The sequence below is a fragment of the Vibrio sp. D420a genome, assembly GCF_030248625.1.
In the GTDB taxonomy this organism is placed as follows: domain Bacteria; phylum Pseudomonadota; class Gammaproteobacteria; order Enterobacterales; family Vibrionaceae; genus Vibrio; species Vibrio fortis_A.
The window spans coordinates 73,659-95,760 of sequence record NZ_JAHGAN010000002.1 but is presented as its reverse complement, the minus strand read 5'-3'; the positions used below and the strand labels follow the sequence as shown (position 1 = coordinate 95,760).

The 22,102-nt window shown below is 43.4% G+C and carries 18 protein-coding genes; 11 read left to right on the top strand and 7 right to left on the bottom strand.

Annotation, left to right across the window (positions count from 1 at the left end):
* Positions 1-2: 2 nt before the first annotated feature.
* From KI743_RS01365 to KI743_RS01355, 3 genes are read right to left on the bottom strand one after another with little or no spacing between them, the layout of a single operon-like run.
* Positions 3-1,028: an ABC transporter permease gene (locus KI743_RS01365; protein WP_032552369.1), complete on the bottom strand. Its 1,026-nt coding sequence runs from the start codon at positions 1,026-1,028 to the stop codon at positions 3-5.
* Between the two features lie 13 nt (positions 1,029-1,041).
* Complete coding sequence (locus KI743_RS01360; RefSeq protein ID WP_032552367.1) at positions 1,042-2,130, bottom strand: microcin C ABC transporter permease YejB; 1,089 nt, start codon at positions 2,128-2,130, stop codon at positions 1,042-1,044.
* An 8-nt stretch (positions 2,131-2,138) separates the two neighbouring features.
* Positions 2,139-4,022, bottom strand: a complete 1,884-nt coding sequence (locus KI743_RS01355) for an extracellular solute-binding protein (protein ID WP_285464416.1) — start codon at positions 4,020-4,022, stop codon at positions 2,139-2,141.
* A gap of 805 nt (positions 4,023-4,827) precedes the next feature.
* Between KI743_RS01355 and KI743_RS01350 the strand changes: the two genes are divergently transcribed.
* Positions 4,828-5,400, top strand: coding sequence for a GGDEF domain-containing protein (locus KI743_RS01350; protein WP_285464414.1), 573 nt, complete (start codon positions 4,828-4,830; stop codon positions 5,398-5,400).
* A 97-nt stretch (positions 5,401-5,497) separates the two neighbouring features.
* Entirely contained in the window at positions 5,498-6,547 is a 1,050-nt protein-coding gene (locus KI743_RS01345; protein WP_285464412.1) for an endonuclease/exonuclease/phosphatase family protein, read from the top strand.
* A gap of 83 nt (positions 6,548-6,630) precedes the next feature.
* Here KI743_RS01345 and KI743_RS01340 read toward each other — a convergent pair whose 3' ends face one another.
* Positions 6,631-7,251, bottom strand: a complete 621-nt coding sequence (locus KI743_RS01340) for a porin family protein (RefSeq protein WP_285464411.1) — start codon at positions 7,249-7,251, stop codon at positions 6,631-6,633.
* A gap of 375 nt (positions 7,252-7,626) precedes the next feature.
* On the opposite strand from KI743_RS01340, the gene KI743_RS01335 reads away from it, so the two are divergent.
* Positions 7,627-8,613, top strand: coding sequence for a winged helix-turn-helix domain-containing protein (locus tag KI743_RS01335; RefSeq protein WP_285464409.1), 987 nt, complete (start codon positions 7,627-7,629; stop codon positions 8,611-8,613).
* A 6-nt stretch (positions 8,614-8,619) separates the two neighbouring features.
* Here KI743_RS01335 and KI743_RS01330 read toward each other — a convergent pair whose 3' ends face one another.
* Together KI743_RS01330 and KI743_RS01325 are read right to left on the bottom strand one after the other, a co-directional pair.
* A complete protein-coding gene (locus KI743_RS01330) occupies positions 8,620-9,006 on the bottom strand; it encodes a hypothetical protein (protein ID WP_285464407.1) in 387 nt (128 codons plus the stop codon).
* Between the two features lie 17 nt (positions 9,007-9,023).
* Positions 9,024-9,605 (bottom strand): outer membrane beta-barrel protein, encoded by a 582-nt coding sequence (locus tag KI743_RS01325; RefSeq protein WP_285464405.1) that lies wholly within the window; start codon positions 9,603-9,605, stop codon positions 9,024-9,026.
* Positions 9,606-10,056: 451 nt separating this feature from the next.
* Here KI743_RS01325 and rbsD point away from each other — a divergent pair, with 451 nt between their 5' ends.
* The 7 genes from rbsD to KI743_RS01290 all read left to right on the top strand — a co-directional run bounded on the left by rbsD (position 10,057) and on the right by KI743_RS01290 (position 17,979).
* Positions 10,057-10,476, top strand: a complete 420-nt coding sequence (gene rbsD, locus KI743_RS01320) for a D-ribose pyranase (protein WP_285464403.1) — start codon at positions 10,057-10,059, stop codon at positions 10,474-10,476.
* A 38-nt stretch (positions 10,477-10,514) separates the two neighbouring features.
* Positions 10,515-12,020 carry a ribose ABC transporter ATP-binding protein RbsA gene (gene rbsA, locus KI743_RS01315; RefSeq protein ID WP_150869752.1) on the top strand — a complete coding sequence of 502 codons (1,506 nt, stop codon included), beginning with the start codon at positions 10,515-10,517 and terminating at the stop codon, positions 12,018-12,020.
* Complete coding sequence (rbsC, locus tag KI743_RS01310) at positions 12,017-13,003, top strand: ribose ABC transporter permease (RefSeq protein ID WP_285464400.1); 987 nt, start codon at positions 12,017-12,019, stop codon at positions 13,001-13,003. Before rbsA ends, rbsC begins: the two co-directional genes overlap by 4 nt.
* A 108-nt stretch (positions 13,004-13,111) precedes the next feature.
* Positions 13,112-13,990: a ribose ABC transporter substrate-binding protein RbsB gene (gene rbsB, locus KI743_RS01305; protein ID WP_032552358.1), complete on the top strand. Its 879-nt coding sequence runs from the start codon at positions 13,112-13,114 to the stop codon at positions 13,988-13,990.
* A gap of 159 nt (positions 13,991-14,149) precedes the next feature.
* The gene (gene rbsK / locus KI743_RS01300; protein WP_285464397.1) at positions 14,150-15,082 is read left to right on the top strand and encodes a ribokinase; all 933 of its coding nucleotides are present in this window, start codon (positions 14,150-14,152) and stop codon (positions 15,080-15,082) included.
* A 130-nt stretch (positions 15,083-15,212) separates the two neighbouring features.
* Positions 15,213-16,214 (top strand): substrate-binding domain-containing protein, encoded by a 1,002-nt coding sequence (locus tag KI743_RS01295; protein WP_032552356.1) that lies wholly within the window; start codon positions 15,213-15,215, stop codon positions 16,212-16,214.
* 241 nt (positions 16,215-16,455) lie between these two features.
* Complete coding sequence (locus tag KI743_RS01290; RefSeq protein WP_285464393.1) at positions 16,456-17,979, top strand: PAS domain-containing methyl-accepting chemotaxis protein; 1,524 nt, start codon at positions 16,456-16,458, stop codon at positions 17,977-17,979.
* A 55-nt stretch (positions 17,980-18,034) separates the two neighbouring features.
* On the opposite strand, the gene KI743_RS01285 is transcribed toward KI743_RS01290, so the two are convergent.
* Positions 18,035-19,318 (bottom strand): EAL and HDOD domain-containing protein, encoded by a 1,284-nt coding sequence (locus tag KI743_RS01285; RefSeq protein WP_285464391.1) that lies wholly within the window; start codon positions 19,316-19,318, stop codon positions 18,035-18,037.
* 294 nt (positions 19,319-19,612) lie between these two features.
* Between KI743_RS01285 and KI743_RS01280 the strand changes: the two genes are divergently transcribed.
* Complete coding sequence (locus KI743_RS01280) at positions 19,613-22,087, top strand: CHASE3 domain-containing protein (protein ID WP_285464388.1); 2,475 nt, start codon at positions 19,613-19,615, stop codon at positions 22,085-22,087.
* Positions 22,088-22,102: the final 15 nt, after the last annotated feature.

Genomic DNA, 22,102 nt, shown 5'->3' with positions numbered 1-22,102 from the left:
TGTTACCTCTGCTGATGTGGATCGAATGCGTCACGAACTGCTTCACCAACAAACACTAACAGTGTCAGCATCAGCGATAGTACAACAAACGCGGAAATACCAAGCCACGGCGCTTGGAGGTTAGCTTTGCCCTGAGCAAGCAACTCACCCAGAGAAGGTGACCCTGCAGGTAAGCCAAAACCTAAGAAATCAAGTGACGTCAGCGTAGTCACCGAGCCAGATAGAATAAATGGCATCATGGTTAACGATGCTACCATCGCATTGGGTAACATATGACGCAGCATGATTCGCTTATCTTCAACGCCCATAGCTTGAGCTGCTCTAACATAATCAAAATTACGGCAACGTAAGAACTCCGCTCGCACAATCCCGACTAAACTCATCCAGCTAAACAGCACCATAATGCCGAGCAACCACCAGAAGTTAGGCTCAATAAAGCTTGAAAGGATGATCAGTAAGAACAGTGTCGGCATCCCCGACCAGACTTCAATAAAGCGCTGCCCAAACAGATCAACCCAACCACCGTAGTAACCCTGTGTGGCACCAACAGCCACACCGATAGCACTCGACACTATAGTCAGTACAAAACCAAACAACACCGAGATTCTAAAACCGTAAATGATCCGCGCTAATACATCGCGTCCTTTATCATCCGTCCCCAACCAGTTAACTGAATCTGGCTGAGATGGGACCGCCCCAGAAATTTCAAAGTTAATAGTGTCGTAGCTAAAGCGAATCACAGGCCAGATCATGTAGCCTTTCTCTTCAATCAGTTCTATGACATAAGGGTCTTTGTAATCCGCTTCGGTTTCGAACTCACCACCGAACTCTGTTTCTGCATATTCAGTCGCAACCGGAAAGAACCATTGGTCATCGTACGAAACTAATAGCGGTTTATCGTTAGCGATAATCTCAGCAAACAAGCTCAACACAAACAGAATGGAAAAGATCCACAAAGAGATAAAACCGCGCTTGTTGGCTTTAAACCTTAACCATCTTGCTTCTGCTAAAGGATTTTTAAACTTCATTTAGAATTCACCATTAACGCGCTTCAAAGTCGATTCGAGGATCAACCCAGGTATAGGTAAGATCGGAAATAATACTGAGCACTAGCCCAAGCAGAGTCATAATATAGAGAGAACTGAATACCACAGGGTAATCTCGTTGAATTGTCGACTCGAAACCAAGCAGCCCTATCCCCTCTAGAGAAAACATCACCTCTATCAGCATTGAGCCCGTAAAGAAGATACTAATAAACGCACTTGGGAAACCTGCAATAATAATGAGCATCGCATTACGGAAAACATGTCGGTAGAGGATACTGTTTTCGTCGAGTCCTTTGGCGCGAGCCGTGACAACGTATTGCTTGTTGATCTCATCAAGGAAAGAGTTCTTGGTCAGCATGCTTAGTGTTGCGAAGCCGCCAATTACCATGGCAAAGATTGGCAAAGCCAAATGCCAGAAATAGTCGATGATTTGCTGATACCAATTGAGCTGGTCAAAATTGCTGGAGACCAATCCACGCAATGGGAACCAACTAAAGTAGTTACCGCTTGCAAACAGAATGATAAGAATGATTGCAAACAGGAACCCCGGGACCGCATAGCCGACAATCACCACAGCACTCGACCAGATATCAAACCGAGAGCCGTGATGGATGGCTTTCATAATACCCAACGGAATCGAGATGATGTAGATGATCAACGTACTCCACAGCCCCAATGAAATAGAGACAGGCAAACGCTCGACAATCAAATCGATAACATTGCCTCCTTTAAATAGGCTCTCACCAAAGTTAAAAGTGGCGTAGTTTTTCAACATGTCGAAATAACGGACATGAATCGGCTTGTCGAAACCAAACTGCTTTTTGATCTCTTCAACGACTTCGGGGTCTAAACCGCGTGAGCCCTTGTAGCCGCTCGAAGAAGCTTGTTCTGAATCGCTCAAGTCGACTTCTTGGCCACCGCCAGAGAAGCGCTCCATAATGCCAGAATTGTGGCCTTCCAGCTGAGCTACAGCTTGTTCTACTGGGCCACCGGGCGCGATCTGAATGATAAAAAAGTTAATGGTGATGATCGCCCACAATGTGGGGATCACCAACAATAAACGTCTAAATATATACGCAGCCATGAGACTCCCTAACGACGTTTTTCAGGCAGTAGCTTCGCTTTATCTTGCGAAATCCACCACGTATCAACACCAAGGTCATATTTTGGCAAGGTATCAGGGCGCTCAAACTTATCCCACATCGCAACACGGTACTTACCCAAGTGCCACTGAGGAATGGTGTAGAAATTCCACTGTAGTACGCGGTCAAGCGCTCGACCTAACGTAAGCAGTTTTTCAGGATCTTGTTGGCTCTTGGATATTTGTTCAGTCAAAGAGTCGATAACCGGATCGATAACACCAGCCGTGTTGTAAGTCGAGTCAATGTAGTTCGAGTTCCAAGCAATCATCAAGTTCGGGCTCGGATAAGCGTTCGCTGAATATGCCGAAGAGACCATATCGAAATCACGATCACGTAAGCGCTTGATGTATTGTGTAGTATCAACCGTTCGGATCTTCATATCGATACCCATTCGTTTCAGGTTTTTCTGAAGTGGGATAGAAATACGCTCGGTGGTCGGGCTATAGATAAGCAATTCGAAAGAGAGTGTCTGCCCCGTTTTCTCGTTGGTCATCACTTTGTTTTTCAGCACCCAACCCGCCTCTTTAAGAAGCTTAAAAGCTGTTCTCATTTGAGTACGAATACGGCCGCTGCCATCAGTGACGGGTGGTTGGAACTCTTCAGTAAATACACGAGGAGGGATCTGATCTTTAAACTCAGAAAGTACCGCCACTTCTGCATCAGACGGCAAGCCTGTCGCTTCATACTCCGTGTTTTGGAAGTAGCTTCGAGTCCGATCGTATTGGTTGTAGAACATGTTCTTGTTCATCCACTCAAAGTCCATAGCATAAGTTAATGCCTCTCGGACTTTAGGGTCTTTAAACACCTCTGATTGAGTGTTGAACACAAAGCCTTGTGCCGACTCTGGACGCTCGTGAGCAATCTCTTCTTTTACGATGTAGCCCTTATCAAAGTTGCTACCTGTGTAAGAGTTTGCCCAAAACTTAGCGGAGTTCTCCATACGGAAATCAAATTCCCCCGCTTTAAAGGCTTCTAGCATTACCGTATCGTCACGATAATAATCGTATTGGACACGCTCGAAGTTGTTGCGACCAACATTAACCGGTAAATCTGCAGCCCAATAATTCTCGTCTAATCCGTAAGTAACACTTTGGCCAGACTTGTAATTGATCACTTTATAAGGACCACTGCCTACAGGCGGTTCACTCAAAGGTTCAGAGAGCTTCTTGTCTTGCCAGTAGTGCTTTGGCAACACACGAGTGCTTTGCGCAAAACTGAATAGCTTTTCACGATTTGGGGTTTCCATCTCAATACGAACCACTAAATCAGAAACAGCGGTAACGGATTTAATGTCTTTGTAGTAAACGCGATATTGAGGGACACCCTCTTCTGAAAACTTATCGAAAGTAAACGCGACATCGTGCGCAGTGATTGGTTTACCGTCATGGAAACGCGCATTCGGATTAATGTCTATTTCTAGCCATGAAAAGTCACTGGCGTAGCGGACCTTTGAAGCGATAAGCGGGTAATACGCATCTATTTCATCCGATGGTGAAAACATCAAGGTATCGTAAAGTTCACCACTGTAACTTGCTGATACACCACGCGATCCAAAGCGGTTAAAACTGTCGAACGTGCCGATAGCTCCATAGGTGATTTTACCTTGCTTAGGTGCGTCTGGGTTTACGTAATCGAAGTGTTTGAAATCAGCTGGATACTTCGCTTCACCAAACCCAACTAACTGAGTCGTTTCGATGACTTGAACGCCACCTTCAGAAGCAAATGAAGAAATAGGTAAGAGCGCCATGAGAGGCAGTGCTAGTGCGCGTGAGCGGTGGGTTAAGCGAAAAAATGTTGACCGTTTAATTGGATTAACTCGGCAATCTGTTCCCATTTGACTCTCCCTGCAAATGATAAAATAAATAGTGTGATTGAATACGCCACAAGTTGGACACACGATAATAAAAATAAGTATAGAGAAAAATCTAACGTCATGTAATAACTAATAAAACACTTAGTGCGTCGACACAGACTTTTCTCGAGTAAAACCCTAGAGAACCTTACCCTAGTAAAAACGCTACCTGCGCTTACATTTCATTTCTCTTAAAATGTAAGGAAGTTCAAATTATGTAAGTGATTGATTTTATTTCTCTGCGTATCCTTTACTCTTCCACCTCCGAATACTATGCTAATTTTACCGTACACAAATGCACTTAGAGGGTAATATGAACCTACAGCGGGAAGGAATGACAATCAATCAACGCAACATTGAGCGTTACTTTGAGTTAGTCAACCTAACCACCGAACAAGTTCAAACTCTCTCTCATCATCTAACTCAATTGAGCATAAATTACTCAGAAATCTCAGATAGATACCTAGATCAATTGAGGACTAAAACCCGATTCTCCCACCCTGAAGTGCAAAGCTGTCTGTCGTATAGTCCTCTTTGCAACGCCATTAAACATCATATACAGACCTGGTTAACCTGCAGTTACACTCAAAAAAATTTCAATTATCACATTCGGCTTGTTACTGAGTTAAACGCCCATCACGTTACGGTGGCCGAATTCCTGTTATGTGGCCTAGCGGTAAAAGCGAATTTGCTGTCCCAACTCAAACACTCACTTCATACCCATCACATTGACTCAGCAAGGCTAATTAGAGATTTTGAAAAGTGGCTCACAGTAGACGAACACATCTTGAGAGACTTGGAACTCAACCATCAGCTTGAAAAACTGCGCCAAGCCACTAGCTTTAAAGACGAACTGACCAACGTATACAGTTACGCCGTCTTTATAGAGGAGCTCGACCGTGCAATCGCATTGTGCGACCGAACCGGTCAGCCTTTAACCGTTGTTCATTTCGATATTAACCAACTCAATACCATTAACCACAAACATGGCTTTCAAGTTGGAGACGCTGTCTTACAACAATTCGCTTCTGTTTGCGTAGAACAACTAAGAAAAACCGAAACTATCGCCCGTGACGATGATGAATTTTTCATCCTCTTACCCAACACTCCCCTTAAGGAAGCACGTAATGTGTTTCGTCGACTGGTCGAGCTTTTAGACAATGCTACCGAAATCCCAGTCACACTCACAGCGGGAGCAAGTAGTTACGTTCCTGATTCGGATCTCACTCTAGAACAAGTTTTAAAGCGAACCCGAGCCCAGCTCGCCAGAGCAAAAACTCGCTCGGCATCAAATGACACTCACCATTGCTGCCTCGATATCGATGGCAAAATGGATAACGTGCTGCACTTCGCTCGATAAAAATAATGTCACCTGCAGCAATACCTTAAAGCGAGATGACGTATACTGAATAGAGTAATCACGCTTTGTTACAGCGTCTGACTTTCAGGAACCTGCTTTGAACACACCGAGTCACCTAACTATTACGACATTCAACCTTTTCAACTACCTTGAGCCACCTAACGCTTACTATGATTTTGAGAATATCTATAGCTTTGAGGAGTGGTCTAAGAAACAAGGGTGGATAAAAAATGCCATTAAAGAGGCCGACAGTGACATTATTGGCTTTCAAGAGGTGTTCAGCCCGGCTTCGCTTGAGGCACTAGTTAATGAGCTCGGCTACCCTTTTTTTAGTGTTGTCGATAAACCCAATGTCGAGAGTGATTACCTATTTCGAGACCCCGTTGTCGCCATTGCATCACGTTATCCGATCAGGGAAACTCGCGCAGTTTCCCTATCTTCGCAATTTCAAAAGCAATTCAATACAGAGCTTTTAAAGGAATTTAGGTTCAATCGCTTGCCTGTCCACGCGACGATTGAACTGCCTCACCTTGGCTTAACAGATTGCTATGTGGTCCATTTTAAATCTCAACGTCCTATTCAGGCTGAGAACTCTGATGCAGAGCTAAATAATGCCCCCTCTAAAAAACCAGTTCATAGCGAAACCTTAACTCAATTCCACCAAGAAAGACTTGGGTGGTGGCTTTCAAGCGTACAGAGAGGGTTAGAAGTACAAGTATTGCACGAGTACATCACACGACAGCGTCATCAATCCGAACGCCCTGTTGTGTTAATGGGGGATTTCAATAAACCACTCACCAGCGATGAGTTTAAAGGGTTACTCAACGATTCACTCAATAGAAATGAAGAGAGCAAACACTGGTTAAAGTACTTTCGCTTACGCGATAGCTGGGAGCTCTATCATCAGCTTCATCAGGAAGATCTATTGGTTCAGCGTCCACCGACTCACTATTATGGAGCGAGTGGTTCAGTGCTCGACTACATCCTACTTTCTAATGAATTTGACTGCCAAAACTCTTCTAGCTTGATGGAGATAACCAACTATCAGGTGCAAGACCAGCATCTGATTAACCCTAGCTTTGAAGTCGACCAATTTAGCACTGACCATGGTGTAGTAAGTGTGACTGCACATATCCGATCGTTTTAATCGCTCAATGCCAGATACGAAAAAGCCGCGATAGAGCTCGCGGCTAGCCTGTTCCCCAACGAGGCTTAACATAGGTTCAGCGATTAAAAGTGATAGGTACCAGCCACAAAGAAAGAGCCCAATGTCACGGAATACGTTTGTGTATCAAAGTGCTTGAAGTCGAAGATATCAGACTCATAACCAGCACGGAAACTGACACCTTCAACGACTTTAGGTGTGTATTCAATACCTAAACCAATGCGTAGAGCATCACCCGAGTCGTTAACTTTTGCATTTTTTTGAACCATCATCTGATGCAATTCTGGGTGTAGCTTCATGTCTAGATCGATGTAGCTCAACCCAATGATACCGTATGGGCGAAATCCATTGTTAAACGTATAACCAATATTTCCAGATAGACTGATTGCTGTGGGAGACCAAGTCATTACATTTTTTCCCGCACGTTTAGTTTTGACGTCTCCATAGTTCGTATACTGCAGCTCTAAAGATGCGACACGGTTAAACTTATAACCACCCATAAGATGAAAACTGTTGTCGTCTGCCTTCATAGTTGTTGGTATTGAACGATAGTCATTCATCCCACCATCATCAATACTCGCTGATCCTACTCCACCACCAAAATAGTAACCTCGCTCTGCAGCTACTGCACTATTGCCCAGACTTAAAGATGCCAAGACTGCGCATAAAATAACATTAACTTTCATTTGTTCTTCCAACTCTTACTTCAATGTCAGCTTTTCGAGCCAACAAATACTAAACCCTAAACCACCACCCGTAGTTAAGGTAAAACTCAATAGGTTCGATCTATGTCGAACTGCCATTTAAGTTAATCTTTCAGAGTCGGAAAAAATAAACAAAACCATCACGACTTTATAACGATAATAATCAAACACCATAAACCACTGATTTTTAGATAAATAACATCTTCACACACCAATCACACACACCTAAACAAAAATAAAATCAAATCAACACCACATACATCCGTTTACATTCGGTTTATCTTCGCAAGGCATAATTAGCGCCAAGAAAAAAGATCAGACACAGAACCACCTCACACAAATTGAAGCGCAAACACTATGAAGCACATACAAATCATCTCTAACTTGGTAATTAACACCAAAAACAAAACCATCGCCAATCAAGATGGAAAACAAGTCACGCTGCGCCCTCTTGCTTATGACGTGCTTCAAGTGCTAATTAAAAATGATGGGCTTGCAGTGTCTAGAGATGAACTGTTCGCACAATGTTGGACAGGTTGTATCGTTTCAGATCAAGCCTTAACAAATGTCATCTCAAACATCAGGCAAACACTGCTACGTTTGAGAGCGGAAGGTGTTGAAGTGCTAACTGTGAATAAAGTCGGTTACCGTTTTTGCATTACTGAACCCAAGCACCCCAGTTTGTTAAAAAAATTCAATACAGAAGATACAAATACAAAGCATCAAAAAGAACTAATACAAGCACAGTGTGACATTGTCACTCATGAGAACCCACATCAGGTCTCTACGACTCAAAACGCATCCGTTCGTTTGCCTGTGCAAAACCAAAGTAACTTCACTCAGTTTTTGCTTGGGTTAATGCGTTCTACACAAATAGGTTCAAAAATAGATAGCCACCATTGCTACCTAACTCATTCTCAAGGGTCTGGTTTTCTTCAGGTGCTAGGCTTGTTGATGGCATTCGGCTTACTCGCCGTTACTGCTTATTGTTCAATGATACACGCCAAGGACAGAAGTAATTTAGATCAGCAGCATTTTGAAAAGTTAACCAACAACAATAAGACGCTTTACGTCAATGATGAGTCGGAGTACCTCTTGGCTTTGCAGATTTTAAACAATGCTATTTACGCAAATGAGCTATTGCAGACTGATTGCCCAGTCTCTTTGTTGATTCAGTTTGATGAGTCGACAACATACGCAAATCATTACAGTTTAAATGCGCAAATTTTTGATCTTGGTGATCTGGATGATTTGAAATATAGCCACTCGTCCTTGAGCCAAAATGAGCTCGTCCCTGCAATAAATACCATGATTAAGAACAGTATGTCATTGTGCGCCTATTAGAAGCCTTCACGACGAACTCACTTCATAATGAAAAGTCACGCTGTCATCATCTCCAAATGAGACAGCCGCTTTTCCGTGTTTGCTGAGAAACAATTCGGGTAACAAATAATAATCACTGTTATGCTCCCCATACACGCAGCTCAACCTTGCTTGTAAGAGATAGCCGCTAACAAACGCTTGTTCACGATCAGAGTAGTTTTCGGTTACTTTACTGTAATAAGTACAGTCGCCTTTTTCTGTGGACTGCCAAGTGTTCATTTGATGAACTTCGAAATTTAAATCCAACCTGCTCTCACCATTAATTAACTTAACGTTTAACGACGAAGCAGACAGACAAAACGACAATAAACTTAATGCGCTAATCACAGATAAGCGCCACATCCTGTTGTTCATGTTTTCAATATACTCTCTTAGAAGTTAAAACTTGCCCCAAGGTAAGCACTCGCCACACTGTATGACTCAGTCACTCCACGGTATGTAATATCAAACTCATCCTTTTCATAAGCGAGTCTAAAAGTCACTTGGCGTAAAGCGGGGTGAGTGTATTCAACACCAGCTCCTAATCTCATTAATGCTTCCTGTTCGTCATTCGAACCGCCGCCAGGTGACGTGGCTTGTAGGTCCACCATACCTAGACCTACAGTGACAAATGGTCGAATACCAATATTGAACTGATAACCTACATTAGCTGCCAATGAATAACTTGCGAGTGCAGCAGTTACCTTTCCTGCATACTTTGGCGATCGGTAAACCGTATCAGCATAATTGGTATACTGCCCTTCAAAGCCGATATTTTGATTTAATTTAAAGCCGCCATACACTTTATATGTCTGACCGTCAGTCTCTGACCAAATTGGGTCCGACTCTTTTTCAGCCCACCCGCCATCATCGAAATCTGTCTCTCCCACACCAACGCCTAGATAAAACGGTGAATCAGAAGCGTGAACATTGAGTGGTAGCAAGCTTGCAGCAAGCAGGAATTGAATTTTCATAAAGAGTTCCTAGTTGATTAAGTAAGCGCTGCAACCTACCAACAAAGCCTTCAAAAAAATAAACGACGAGCACACCGTTTTATAACCAAGTCTATTTTTAATAAGAAATCGATCATAACCATATGAAATTTAAACATTTATATTCCTTTAGACTTTTCTATACTCCTCTTTCAACCCAAATCGAAATAAAGTGATTCAAACATATTAGGGCATGAGAATTGACCTAATCGTTCACCATCAACTAACCCCACACCATACTGATACAACTATCACTTACGTGATCCAATTCAATCTTTTCGGCACCATCGAAACGTTTCGATGATCGTTATCACACTCTTTCTGAATGATTCGTGCATTTCATCATTCAAACACTATTATTCTTATCGAAACGTTTCGATGGTGTTTTCTTATCTCTGTTCCGACATCGAAAAATTGCCCAATAGGTAGTGTTATGAAAAAAAGTACTCTAATTAATTCCGATCTTTCTTATCTTGTGGCGACTCTAGGTCACACTGATGAAATCACTATCTGTGATGCGGGCCTGCCGATCCCCGATCACGTGCGCCGTATCGATTTAGCGCTTACACATGGCGTACCAAGCTTTGCACAAACCGTAAAAACCATGCTTGATGAATCTCAAATCGAAGGCGTGGTTATCGCCGAAGAGTTTGCGCAAGTAAGTCCAGAACATCACGCGGTGCTGATTGACCAACTCAAAAAGGAAGAAGCACGTTGCGGCAAAACTATCGCGATTAACTACGTAAGCCATGACGAATTCAAACAACGCACCAATGAGAGTCGCGCTGTAATACGTACGGGCGAATGTACCCCTTATGCAAATGTCATCTTTCAAGCTGGCGTAACTTTTTAAGCGAACCAAACAACCTGGCCCCGAGTAAAGGAAACCACATGACTCAAGCCATTTTAGAACTTAACTCAATTGAGAAAGCTTTCCCTGGTGTAAAAGCCTTGGATAAAGCGAGCCTCAACGTTTACCCAGGACGCGTTATGGCGTTGATGGGCGAAAACGGCGCAGGTAAATCGACCTTAATGAAAGTGTTGACGGGTATCTACCACCTTGATGGTGGCACCATTCACTACCAAGGTCAGCCAGCGGCATTTAAAGGCCCACGCGATTCTCAGCAAGCGGGTATCAGTATTATTCACCAAGAATTAAACCTGATTCCTGAACTGACGATTGCGGAAAACATCTTTCTAGGTCGTGAAATCACTGGAACGTTGGGCCGAATTCTATGGAACGAAATGTACCAAGAAGCCGACAAACTACTGAAACGCCTAAACGTAAAACACAGTTCTAAAACACCACTGGGCGAGCTAAGCCTTGGTGAGCAACAGATGGTAGAGATCGCGAAAGCCCTATCGTTTGAATCTAAGGTCATCATCATGGATGAACCAACTGATGCCCTTACTGATACGGAAACCGAATCTCTTTTCAAAGTGATTAACGAATTGCGTGATGAAGGCTGTGGCATTGTTTACATCTCTCACCGACTGAAAGAGATCTTCGAGATTTGTGATGACATTACCGTACTGCGTGATGGCAAATTCATTGGTCAATGTGAAGTGAAAGACACCAACGAAGATGGCCTTATCGAAATGATGGTAGGCCGTAAGCTAGACGAACAGTACCCACGTATCGAACCAACTCACGGTGAGACTTGTTTAGAGGTTATTGGCTTAACAGGCTCTGGTGTACACGACGTTAGCTTCACGCTAAAACGCGGCGAAATCCTAGGCGTGTCTGGTTTGATGGGTGCAGGTCGCACTGAACTGATGAAGGTGATCTACGGTGCCCTACCTAGCGAACGCGGCGTCATTAACTTAGATAACAAGACAATAAACCCAGCGAGTCCAAGAGATGGCCTTGCTAATGGCATCGCCTACATCTCTGAAGACCGTAAAGGTGATGGCCTAGTACTTGGTCTGTCGGTGAAAGAGAACATGTCTCTTTGCTCTCTAGACATCCTGACCAAAGGCGCGCAAATCCAACACAAAGACGAAGTGATCGCGGTGGATGACTTCATCAAGCTATTCAACATCAAGACCCCTACTCGCGAGCAAATCATTGGCAACCTATCTGGGGGTAACCAGCAGAAAGTGGCCATCGCTAAAGGCTTGATGACCAAACCTAAAGTCCTGATTCTCGACGAGCCAACCCGTGGTGTCGATGTCGGTGCGAAAAAAGAGATTTACCAGCTTATTAACAAATTCAAGGCTGACGGAATGAGTATCATCCTTGTCTCTTCTGAAATGCCGGAAGTTTTGGGAATGAGTGACCGCATCATGGTGATGCACGAAGGCCGCGTGAGTGGCGAATTTGACGCTAAAGAAGCAAACCAAGAATTATTACTGGCGTGTGCGGTCGGTAAAAAGATCAACGAGGACGCAGCATGAGTACTAATACCATGAGCAAAACAACTGAAACACCAGCAAAGAAGTCTCTACTGAGCAAAGAGTGGCTGATTGAACAAAAATCACTGATCGCTTTGATCTTTTTGATTGTCGTTGTTTCTTTCTTAAACCCAAACTTTTTTACCGTCGACAACATCCTCAACATCCTGCGCCAAACATCAGTTAACGCCATCATCGCGGTAGGTATGACACTGGTTATTCTGACTGCCGGCATCGACCTGAGCGTCGGTTCAGTACTTGCACTTTGTGGTGCTTTCGCAGCCAGTATGATTGGCATGGAAGTTCCTGTGATGGTTGCAGTCCCAACGGCATTAGTAGCAGGTGCTGCGCTAGGTGCAATCAGTGGTGTGATCATCGCGAAAGGTAAGGTTCAAGCCTTCATCGCAACCCTAGTAACCATGACGCTTCTACGTGGTGTGACCATGGTTTACACCGATGGTCGTCCAATTTCTACTGGCTTTACTGACACAGCAGACGCGTTTGCTTGGTTTGGTACAGGCTACGCAATGGGCATCCCAGTTCCAGTATGGGTCATGACAGTTGTATTCGCTGCTGTTTGGTACCTACTTAACCACACTCGCTTTGGTCGCTACGTTTACGCACTAGGTGGTAACGAATCAGCAACTCGCCTATCGGGTATCGACGTAGACAAAGTAAAAATCGGTGTGTACGCCATCTGTGGTCTACTTGCTGCCGTAGCAGGCATAATCGTTGCTTCTCGTCTCTCTTCAGCACAGCCAACAGCGGGTATGGGCTATGAACTAGACGCTATCGCAGCCGTTGTACTTGGCGGTACAAGCTTAGCCGGCGGTCGTGGTCGCATCATGGGCACACTGATTGGTGCTCTGATTATCGGCTTCCTGAACAACGCACTGAACCTATTAGACGTTTCTTCTTACTACCAGATGATTGCAAAAGCAGTGGTTATTCTTCTGGCGGTATTGGTTGATAACAAAAACAAGTAACACATTAAACGGCTCTAGTTTGAGTCAACGTAACACCTTAATAAATTAATAATATAACAACGAGCTAGGACTCACCTTCTAGCTCACCCTACACAAAGGACTTACACCATGAAAAAATTAGCAACTCTAATTTCTGCTGCTCTACTTTCAACAACGGTTTCTGTGTCTGCTCAAGCGCAAGACACAATGGCTATCGTTCTGTCTACATTGAACAACCCGTTCTTCGTAACAATGAAAGATGGCGCGGAAGCGAAAGCAGAAGAGCTAGGCTACAAGCTTATCGTTCTTGATTCTCAAAACGACCCAAGCAAAGAGCTATCGAACATTGAAGATCTAACCATTCGTGGTGTTAAGGCTATCCTGATCAACCCAACAGATTCAGATGCTGTATCTAACGCGATTCGCATGGCTAACCGTTCAAGCATCCCTGTACTGACTCTAGACCGTGGTGCAAGCCGTGGTGATGTAGTGAGCCACATCGCTTCAGACAACGTTATCGGCGGTGAAATGGCGGGTCACTTCATCATGGAAAAAGTGGGCGAGAAAGCGAAAGTAATCCAACTTGAAGGTATTGCTGGTACATCTGCGGCACGTGAGCGTGGTGAAGGCTTCATGAACGCAGTAAACGGCAGCGGCCTTGAGCTTCTTGCAAGCCAACCTGCTGACTTCGACCGCACTAAAGGTCTGAACGTAATGGAAAACCTACTTGCAGCTAACCCAGACGTTGAAGCTGTATTCGCTCAGAACGATGAAATGGCTCTAGGTGCACTACGCGCTGTTCAAGCTTCTGGTAAAGACGTAATGATCGTTGGCTTTGACGGCACAGACGATGGTATTGCAGCCGTTAATCGTGGTCTGTTAGGTGCAACTGTTGCTCAACAACCTGACCTAATCGGCTCTCTTGGCATCGAAATGGCAGACAAAGTACTGAAAGGCGAGAAAGTTGACGAGTACGTACCAGTTCCTCTGAAAATTGTTGCTAAATAATCACTCTTAATTAAGAACAGCGGGGGTTCCCCTACCCTCGCTTTCTTTCTATCACGACAGTGCATAGCTCTTTCCCATTGCGCAGTCTCTCGATACCCGTTGACGGTGATGAGAAACAGCCATGCATTTTCAAATACGATATATCATAAGGCTCGTATCATGACTCAACTGATTGTTTTAGGTAGCGTAAATGCTGACCATGTACTGCAAGTTCCCTCTTTCCCTCGTCCAGGCGAAACGCTGATTGGCGGAAACTATCAGGTCATTCCCGGCGGTAAAGGCGCAAACCAAGCGGTTGCTGCGGCTCGCTTGAATGCAGATATCGGTTTTATCGCCTGTGTTGGTGACGACCCATTTGGTGTCAACATCCGCCAAGATTTCGAGAAAGACGGTATCAATATCGATGGTGTGATTGTTGCGGAAAATACCCCAACAGGGATTGCTATGATCCAAGTATCCGCAACCGGTGAGAACAGTATCTGTTTATCAGCTGAAGCAAACAACAAATTAGACTGCGCGCAACTCGAACCACATCTTGATAAGATTCGCGGCGCAAAATACCTGTTAACGCAACTTGAAACGCCGATTGAAGGCATCGAGTACGCAGCAAAAGTGGCAAAAGAATCCGGCACTAAAGTGATTCTTAACCCAGCACCAGCTCGCCCTCTATCAAACGAACTGCTTGCATGCATCGACGTGATTACACCAAATGAAACGGAAGCAGAAGTCTTAACTGGCGTTACCGTGACCGATGACGTATCTGCACACCAAGCAGCACTTGCTCTGCATGACAAAGGCATTGAAACCGTGATGATCACGCTTGGTGCGAAAGGTGTTTGGCTAAGCCATAGTGGTGAAGGTAATCAAGGAGAATTGATTCCAGGCTTCCGAGTAGAAGCGACGGATACCACCGCCGCAGGTGATACATTTAATGGCGCATTGGTCACTGGCTTACTTGAAGAGATGCCACTAGAGAAGGCGATTAAGTTCGCACATGCTGCAGCGGCTATTTCAGTGACACGTTTTGGTGCACAAACATCAATACCGTCACGTCAAGAAACAGATGCATTTTTAGCTGACCAGCTAGGGTAATTACACACTTCATGACGACAAGTGTCTCGGCTAGTGCGTAATAAATTTTAAATAATTTGTTGCGCACAACCCTCTGTTTTAAGGCAAAATATCGCCCAAAGTGGAACGAACAGCACCACAAGGAATTATTATGGCAACAATGAAAGACATCGCTAAACTTGCCAAGGTTTCAACCTCTACCGTTAGCCATGTGATCAACAAGTCTCGATTTGTGAGCGACGAAATCGCAGAGCGCGTCAACAAAGCGGCAAAAGAGCTTAACTATGCCCCCTCGGCCCTTGCTCGCAGCCTTAAAATGAAGCAGACAAAAACGATCGGTATGTTGGTGACTACCTCAACGAACCCATTCTTCGGTGAAGTGGTAAAGGGCGTAGAGCGACGTTGCTATGAGAAAGGCTACAATCTCATACTTTGTAATACAGAGGGCGACAGTGAGCGTATGAAATCGTCTATCGACACACTGCTCCAGAAGCGTGTCGATGGTTTAATGTTGATGTGCTCAACACTAGAAGGTGAGCATTTAGACGTATTTGAGCGCTACCCAGAGTTGCCTGTTGTTGTTATGGATTGGGGGCCAATGCTGTTCGCAAGCGATAAGATCCAAGATAACTCCCACCAAGGCGGTTACATGGCTACCCAACACCTTATTGATAACGGTCATACTGAGATTGGTTGTATTACAGGCCCTCTTCATCGTAATCAAGCCTCTTCACGTTACGAAGGCTTTAAACAAGCCATGAGTGAAGCCAACCTTAAAGTTCATGCAGACTGGATCGTTGAGTCTAACTTTGAGTGTGACGGCGGCTTTGATGCATTTCAGACGCTAAAAAGCCGTGGAAGACTGCCAAGTGCCCTATTCGTTTGCAACGATATGATGGCTATGGGTGTGATTCACGCTGCTGCGCAAGATGGGTTACGTGTACCACAAGATCTTTCACTGATCGGTTACGATGATATCCACTTATCGAAATACATGACCCCAGCATTAACGACCATCCACCAGCCAAAACATCGGCTAGGTAAAGCGGCTGTTGACACTCTGTTGAGTCGTTTGGAGTCTCCAGAAGTTTATCCTCAAGTCGTAGAATTAGAGCCTACTCTGATCGAAAGAAGTAGTGTTTTAACTCTATAAATTAGTCAGTTAGATTTATTAAGAGCACATATTTGTGCTCTTTTTTTTGCTTCAAATTTCACCACCCAATCTTACGCAAAATAACCATGTTAATACCATGGTTAAATATCAGTTCAATTAATAACAACGCCCAACCAATGGAAGCAAGGTCACACTTAAAACGCAATTCATAATTCAAATGAATGATTTTATAAATTAATATCCGCGTGTAACAAATTATTAATAAAGAGCTTCAATAACAATGACTATAAACCAAGAAGTCCATGTACCTGTAGGTGCAGAGCTTATCTCAACGACAGACTTAAACGGTCGAATTACATACGTCAATAATATCTTTTGTGAAATAGCAGGCTTTACTAAAGAGGAATTATTAGGACAACATCATAATATCGTTCGACACAAAGATATGCCGAAAGCAGCATTCGCTGATTTGTGGTCACATTTAAAACAAGGTGAAGTTTGGCGAGGTGCCGTAAAAAACAGCACTAAAGATGGCGGTTATTATTGGGTAGATGCCTTTGTTTGTCCCATATATGAGAATGGTGATCATGTTGGTTACCAATCTGTACGCGTACATTTAGAAAACCGATATAAAAAACGCGCTATTGAGGCATACGAGAAGCTAAACCAAAAACCATCGCTCAACGTTCAAGTAGGTCGATTTCAGAACCTAAAATTGGCATCTGGTTTGCTTGCTGGCGCAGCATTTACTTATCTTGCTTTTACCAGTTCCCCCCTATTCAATCTTGCGACACCGGCGTTTTTACTCTCGCTCTACTATCGTGAGTTGGTATCAAATCCATCAGAGCAGAAACAGCGCGCTAATGACTACGACAGCGTCTCTCGCCTTGTATTCAGCACTAACAGAAACAATGCCACCGATTACCACTTAAAGATTGAACAAGGGCGAGTTCGCACTATCTTAGGTCGCGTAACAGATCGAGGATTGTCCATTCGTTCCAGTGCCGAAGAGGTCAATAAGTCCTCCGCGCAATCTCAGTCTAATATCGCGCGTGAAACACAAGAGCTAGAGGCAGTTTCAGTCGCAATCGAAGAGATGACTCAAACAATTCAAGATGTCGCTAAGAACTGCGTGCAAACATCTGAACAGGTTAAAATTGCCGAGTCTCACTGTCAGGAAGCGTTGTCTTCCATTGGAATCACACGTCAGAAAGTCGAAACGATGACGCAAGAAGTAGAGCAATCGACACTGGTGGCTTCCAAGGTTGTTAGTGAATCTGAGCAGATAAATGCCATTATCTCTGAGGTTCAAGGCATTGCAGAACAAACCAACCTGCTCGCACTTAACGCAGCAATAGAAGCAGCCAGAGCTGGAAGTGCTGGTCGAGGCTTTGCTGTCGTTGCTGATGAAGTTCGAGCGTTAAGCATCCGTACTCACGATGCTACCGAACACATCCAAAAGACGATTGGGCGCATACAGACCTCTTTGCACGAGCTTCAAGACAAAATGCTTGAAAATCAGAACGTAAGCCACGTGTGTATGCAAGAGACTAAACACTCAGAGACGAAAGTAGTTGCGATGTCTAACTCATTAAATGAGATCTCTGATATCGCATTACAAACAGCGACCGCAGCCGAGCAACAAGGAGCCGTTGCCGAAGATATCAGCACAAATATCATGAGCATCAATGACGCATCTCGAAGCAATCTCGCCCAAGCTGAAGCACTGTCAACACTTTCTCAAGAGCTCACAGTATCTGCGGATAACCTAAATGGGCTCGCACTATCGTTTAACAACCGATAGTAATCAATACACTGTGAGATAGAAAAAGAGCGCTAATCAAATTAGCGCTCTTTCATTAGATATAGATCCGATTGTACATCGCTTGAACGTCGTCAACCGTTGTATCGGTAATATTGGTCGGAAGCTCTTCCAGATATGTACCAGAACTTTCTAGTAATTCGACAAGGCTCAATACCTCACCCAGTTCACCTTTTCTGTATTTGATCTGCTCACGCACTCTAGGCTCCATATTAATAGAGTCGATAATTCGCTGACCATTGTTATGAGTAATTTCATCAAGTATCGTTATTAATCCGATGAAAAAACCACACTGGCTCATTTCTCGATTATTCGATTTTCGACACAAGAACTCAAACATTTTGGCTCTGTTTATCGCTTTATCATAAAGGTATTCATTACTACACAATTCAGAAGATATAATAGTAGAAACGAGAACTTGTATCTTATACAGTCCTAAATAGTTAATTGCGTGTTTTATATTCACGATTGGCTTCGATATTTTTACACTAATATCATTCGCCATTTTTATAATACTAATATATGTGCTGACGTCTTTCTTTATTTCATTCTCAATCTGATGTTTATTGGCATTTTTACAGTTAACTTTCTCAAGTATGTTAAATAATGTTGACTGTCTTGGTGACAAATTATCAGATTCTTGTAATTGAGGCCTCTCTAGATAATAACCCTGAAAGAGATCCATCCCTATATCAACACATTGATTAAATTCTTCTTCTGTTTCTACTTTTTCTGCCAGGTATAGACACGGGTGATCACACACACTCATCACTGTTTCAATATAATCTAAGTCACTTTTGGTGAGATCAAACTTAATAATATCTGCGAGAGGAAGGTATTTACGCCAAGGGTTCTCCGGTGAGAAATCATCAAACGCGATTCGATATCCGAGTGCTTTTGCCGCCTTAATCTCTTGGATGAGAGCCTTTGATGGCACGGTTGTCTCTAATACCTCTAGGCATACCTTTTGTTTGGGAAGTATGCGATAGGTTCTGTTCAACATATCTTGTTCACAGAAGTTAAAAAACCAGTACTTTTGAGTATCTATTCGAGTCACCGGACTCAATGCTAAACTGCCACTTATTATTGAATCAGTTGCATTATCTGGAATAGATGTTAATGGTTCATTACCTGATTTTCTAAATAAAACTTCATAGCCGAAAACTGATCTGTCTTTCTTAAAAATCGCTTGCTTAGCGAAGAAATATGTATTCATTTTTGTGTTTTTATAATGTTGTGTTTTACGTTGAAAGCCATCACTAATTGTTACGGTTCCAATCTTTGCATAGTGAGTAGTTGTATAACGTACAAATGCTAACATGAATGATTACAATTTGTTACAAGACATGCGAATAATTTATAAAAAGACAGGTAATTATTAAATCATCGTACCAGTTGGCATTCATAACCTATAGAAATTCGCATATCCAAGCTCAATCTAAACTCTTTAGATTTCATCGTGATGACGATCTCCATCCATCCTCTCTTACACTAAAGGAGTATTTTTGAGGTTAAATCTGATCTACCGCACCAATATGCACTTTAACACCTAACATTTTTACTTTTCTCTTCTACACTGCTTCAATATAGCAAACGGTTTGAGGCAATATTCTTCATGTATGCTGCATGGTTCGACAACATATCCCTGCAAAAGAAACTATTTGTCAGTTTCTGTATTCCCATCATGTTCATGTTACTTGTGTCCCTATCAGTCTATGAAAACACTCAATCCATGGTGAAAGATAACCACTGGGTCGTTCACACTCATAAAGCAATCGCACGTGCCCAAGAATTACTGAGTTTAGTCGTTGACATGGAAACAGGACAACGAGGCTACCTGCTCACCGGCGATACCGAATTCCTTGAGCCTTACCATCTTGCTTTGGCTGTTTGGAAAGACAAAGTCACTACATTAGCCAAACAAGTCGACGATAATCCACCTCAAGTTGAACGCTTGTATAGAGTCGATGCCTTGTTAGAGAGATGGCTTAAAGAGTCTGGAGAAAAGGAGATCGCCCAGCGCCAACTTGTCGACCAAGGCGAAGCTTCGATGCTCAGCGTGATCAAGTTTGCGCAAAAACAGACGGGGAAAACCATTATCGACGAGATCCGAAAAGAGATCGCGCAATTCATCAAAATCGAAAGCGAGCTCATCGACATCCGCGTGGTTAAGTCTGACAACAGTGCGATACAAACGACATATGTTCTGATTGGTGGAGCTCTCTTTACTGTCTCTGTATCGCTGTTAATCGCGGTTTGGTCATCCAACAGAATCAGAAACCGTATCACTTGCTTGCTCGAAGCAACACAGCAAGTTTCCGAAGGACATTTAAGTGAAGGGGCAAATACACTTAACACTAGCCCTAACCTTCTAGGAAAAGATGAGGTTGCCCAGTTAACGCACAGTTTCCAAAAAATGGCCCTCAGCTTGGTCAAAAATGAACAAGATATGCGCTCTTCGCACCAAGCCTTAATAGAAGAAAGAAGGAAAGCGGAAGCCGCGGTTAAAGCCAAAAGTGAGTTTCTCTCTACGATGAGCCATGAGATCCGAACTCCGATGAATGGTGTACTTGGCATATCACAAATTATCGCTTCACACACTAAAGAACCTGCCACCAAAGAGAACATAGATATCATCTTGGACTCTGGCCAACACCTGATGACCATCCTCAACGACATCTTGGATTTTTCAAAGGTTGAAGAGAACAAACTGGAACTGGAAGTTGCGCCATTTAACTTTAATCAAGTGTTGCAACCGGTTTGCAGTGCAATACAACCGATGGCGGATGAAAAAGGTATTCGCTTACTGATTGAAAACGAAATTCCTAACAATATCGAATTACTTGGTGATCGCGCTCGCTTACGTCAGATCTTGTTTAATCTCGGAGGTAATGCGACTAAATTCACCAACGAAGGACATGTACTGATTCAAGCTTCTTTAAACCAAGCAACATCAAAACTGGTACTTACCGTCACAGACTCCGGTATCGGTATACCCGAAGATAAGCACACACATATTTTCAACTCCTTTGAACAAGCTGACACGTCGACAACGAGGGAATTTGGTGGCACAGGGCTTGGGTTGGCCATCGTCAAAAATCTCGTTGACCTTATGTCAGGTGAAATAAACCTTAATAGTGCTCCTGGACTGGGCACGCGCTTCAAAATCACTATCCCAATAACTTGGCGAGAAACTGAACTCGCTAAAGAATCATACTTACCAGATTCTTTAACTCCTGTTGATACAGCACCGTTGAACATTTTGCTTGTAGAAGATAATCGCGTAAATGCGATTGTCGCCAAAGGCTTCTGCGAGAATTACGGGCACCATGTGTCACTGGCTGAGAACGGCATTGTTGCAATAAACTGCCTGAAGACAGAACGCTTTGATCTTATATTGATGGACAATCACATGCCGGAGATGAACGGCATTGAAGCCACCCGATATATCCGCGAAACCTTGGGACTAAACGTCTTAATCTTCGCCTACACTGCCGATGTATTTCGTGAAGCGCATGATAGTTTTATTGAGGCTGGTGCTGATCACGTCTTAACCAAACCGCTTCAGCAAGAGAGCTTCTTAGATGCCCTACATCACTTTGCCTCTAAATTACCTAAACAACGAAACATGGTCATAGGAGATAAAGCGGTAAATGACAGAAGCAGTAATGTCATTAAGCTACACCGAGAACCTATCGAGAAGTTAAGACTTACCGAAGAAGAGATCAGCCAATCTGAAATAATACGGATGTTGCAAGAAGACAACGAAGCATTAACTGAAATCGTTGATTCTACAATTTTGGAGTTCGAAGAATCCGTCGATCGCTTGATAGAATTTTTCATGGCTAAAGAACTCATTTCGTTGCAAAGAACACTCCATTCAATCAAAGGAATGGCGCTCAACTTGGGGCTCAACACGCTCTCGAATCAAGCTTTGGATTTGGAAACTCAAGCCAAGAATCAGAAGCTGCCAGAAATTGAGCCATTACAGAAGCTTATTAATCGCCTACTCGTGAACATCCACCAAGCACAAAGAATTAAAGCGGCTTACCCAAGCTCAGATATGAGCCAGATAAACCGCTTAAAATAGTGGTAGGTGATTACC

What these genes read in the sequence shown, in the direction of transcription:
- KI743_RS01355 (WP_285464416.1), bottom strand. Translation starts at nt 4,022, where the DNA reads ATGGGAACAGATTGCCGAGTTAATCCAATTAAACGGTCAACATTTTTT.
- rbsK (WP_285464397.1), top strand. Translation starts at nt 14,150, where the DNA reads ATGACTCAACTGATTGTTTTAGGTAGCGTAAATGCTGACCATGTACTG.
- rbsC (WP_285464400.1), top strand. Translation starts at nt 12,017, where the DNA reads ATGAGTACTAATACCATGAGCAAAACAACTGAAACACCAGCAAAGAAG.
- KI743_RS01290 (WP_285464393.1), top strand. Translation starts at nt 16,456, where the DNA reads ATGACTATAAACCAAGAAGTCCATGTACCTGTAGGTGCAGAGCTTATC.
- KI743_RS01295 (WP_032552356.1), top strand. Translation starts at nt 15,213, where the DNA reads ATGGCAACAATGAAAGACATCGCTAAACTTGCCAAGGTTTCAACCTCT.
- KI743_RS01330 (WP_285464407.1), bottom strand. Translation starts at nt 9,006, where the DNA reads ATGAACAACAGGATGTGGCGCTTATCTGTGATTAGCGCATTAAGTTTA.
- rbsA (WP_150869752.1), top strand. Translation starts at nt 10,515, where the DNA reads ATGACTCAAGCCATTTTAGAACTTAACTCAATTGAGAAAGCTTTCCCT.
- rbsD (WP_285464403.1), top strand. Translation starts at nt 10,057, where the DNA reads ATGAAAAAAAGTACTCTAATTAATTCCGATCTTTCTTATCTTGTGGCG.
- KI743_RS01360 (WP_032552367.1), bottom strand. Translation starts at nt 2,130, where the DNA reads ATGGCTGCGTATATATTTAGACGTTTATTGTTGGTGATCCCCACATTG.
- KI743_RS01325 (WP_285464405.1), bottom strand. Translation starts at nt 9,605, where the DNA reads ATGAAAATTCAATTCCTGCTTGCTGCAAGCTTGCTACCACTCAATGTT.
- KI743_RS01365 (WP_032552369.1), bottom strand. Translation starts at nt 1,028, where the DNA reads ATGAAGTTTAAAAATCCTTTAGCAGAAGCAAGATGGTTAAGGTTTAAA.
- rbsB (WP_032552358.1), top strand. Translation starts at nt 13,112, where the DNA reads ATGAAAAAATTAGCAACTCTAATTTCTGCTGCTCTACTTTCAACAACG.
- KI743_RS01340 (WP_285464411.1), bottom strand. Translation starts at nt 7,251, where the DNA reads ATGAAAGTTAATGTTATTTTATGCGCAGTCTTGGCATCTTTAAGTCTG.
- KI743_RS01335 (WP_285464409.1), top strand. Translation starts at nt 7,627, where the DNA reads ATGAAGCACATACAAATCATCTCTAACTTGGTAATTAACACCAAAAAC.
- KI743_RS01280 (WP_285464388.1), top strand. Translation starts at nt 19,613, where the DNA reads ATGTATGCTGCATGGTTCGACAACATATCCCTGCAAAAGAAACTATTT.
- KI743_RS01285 (WP_285464391.1), bottom strand. Translation starts at nt 19,318, where the DNA reads ATGTTAGCATTTGTACGTTATACAACTACTCACTATGCAAAGATTGGA.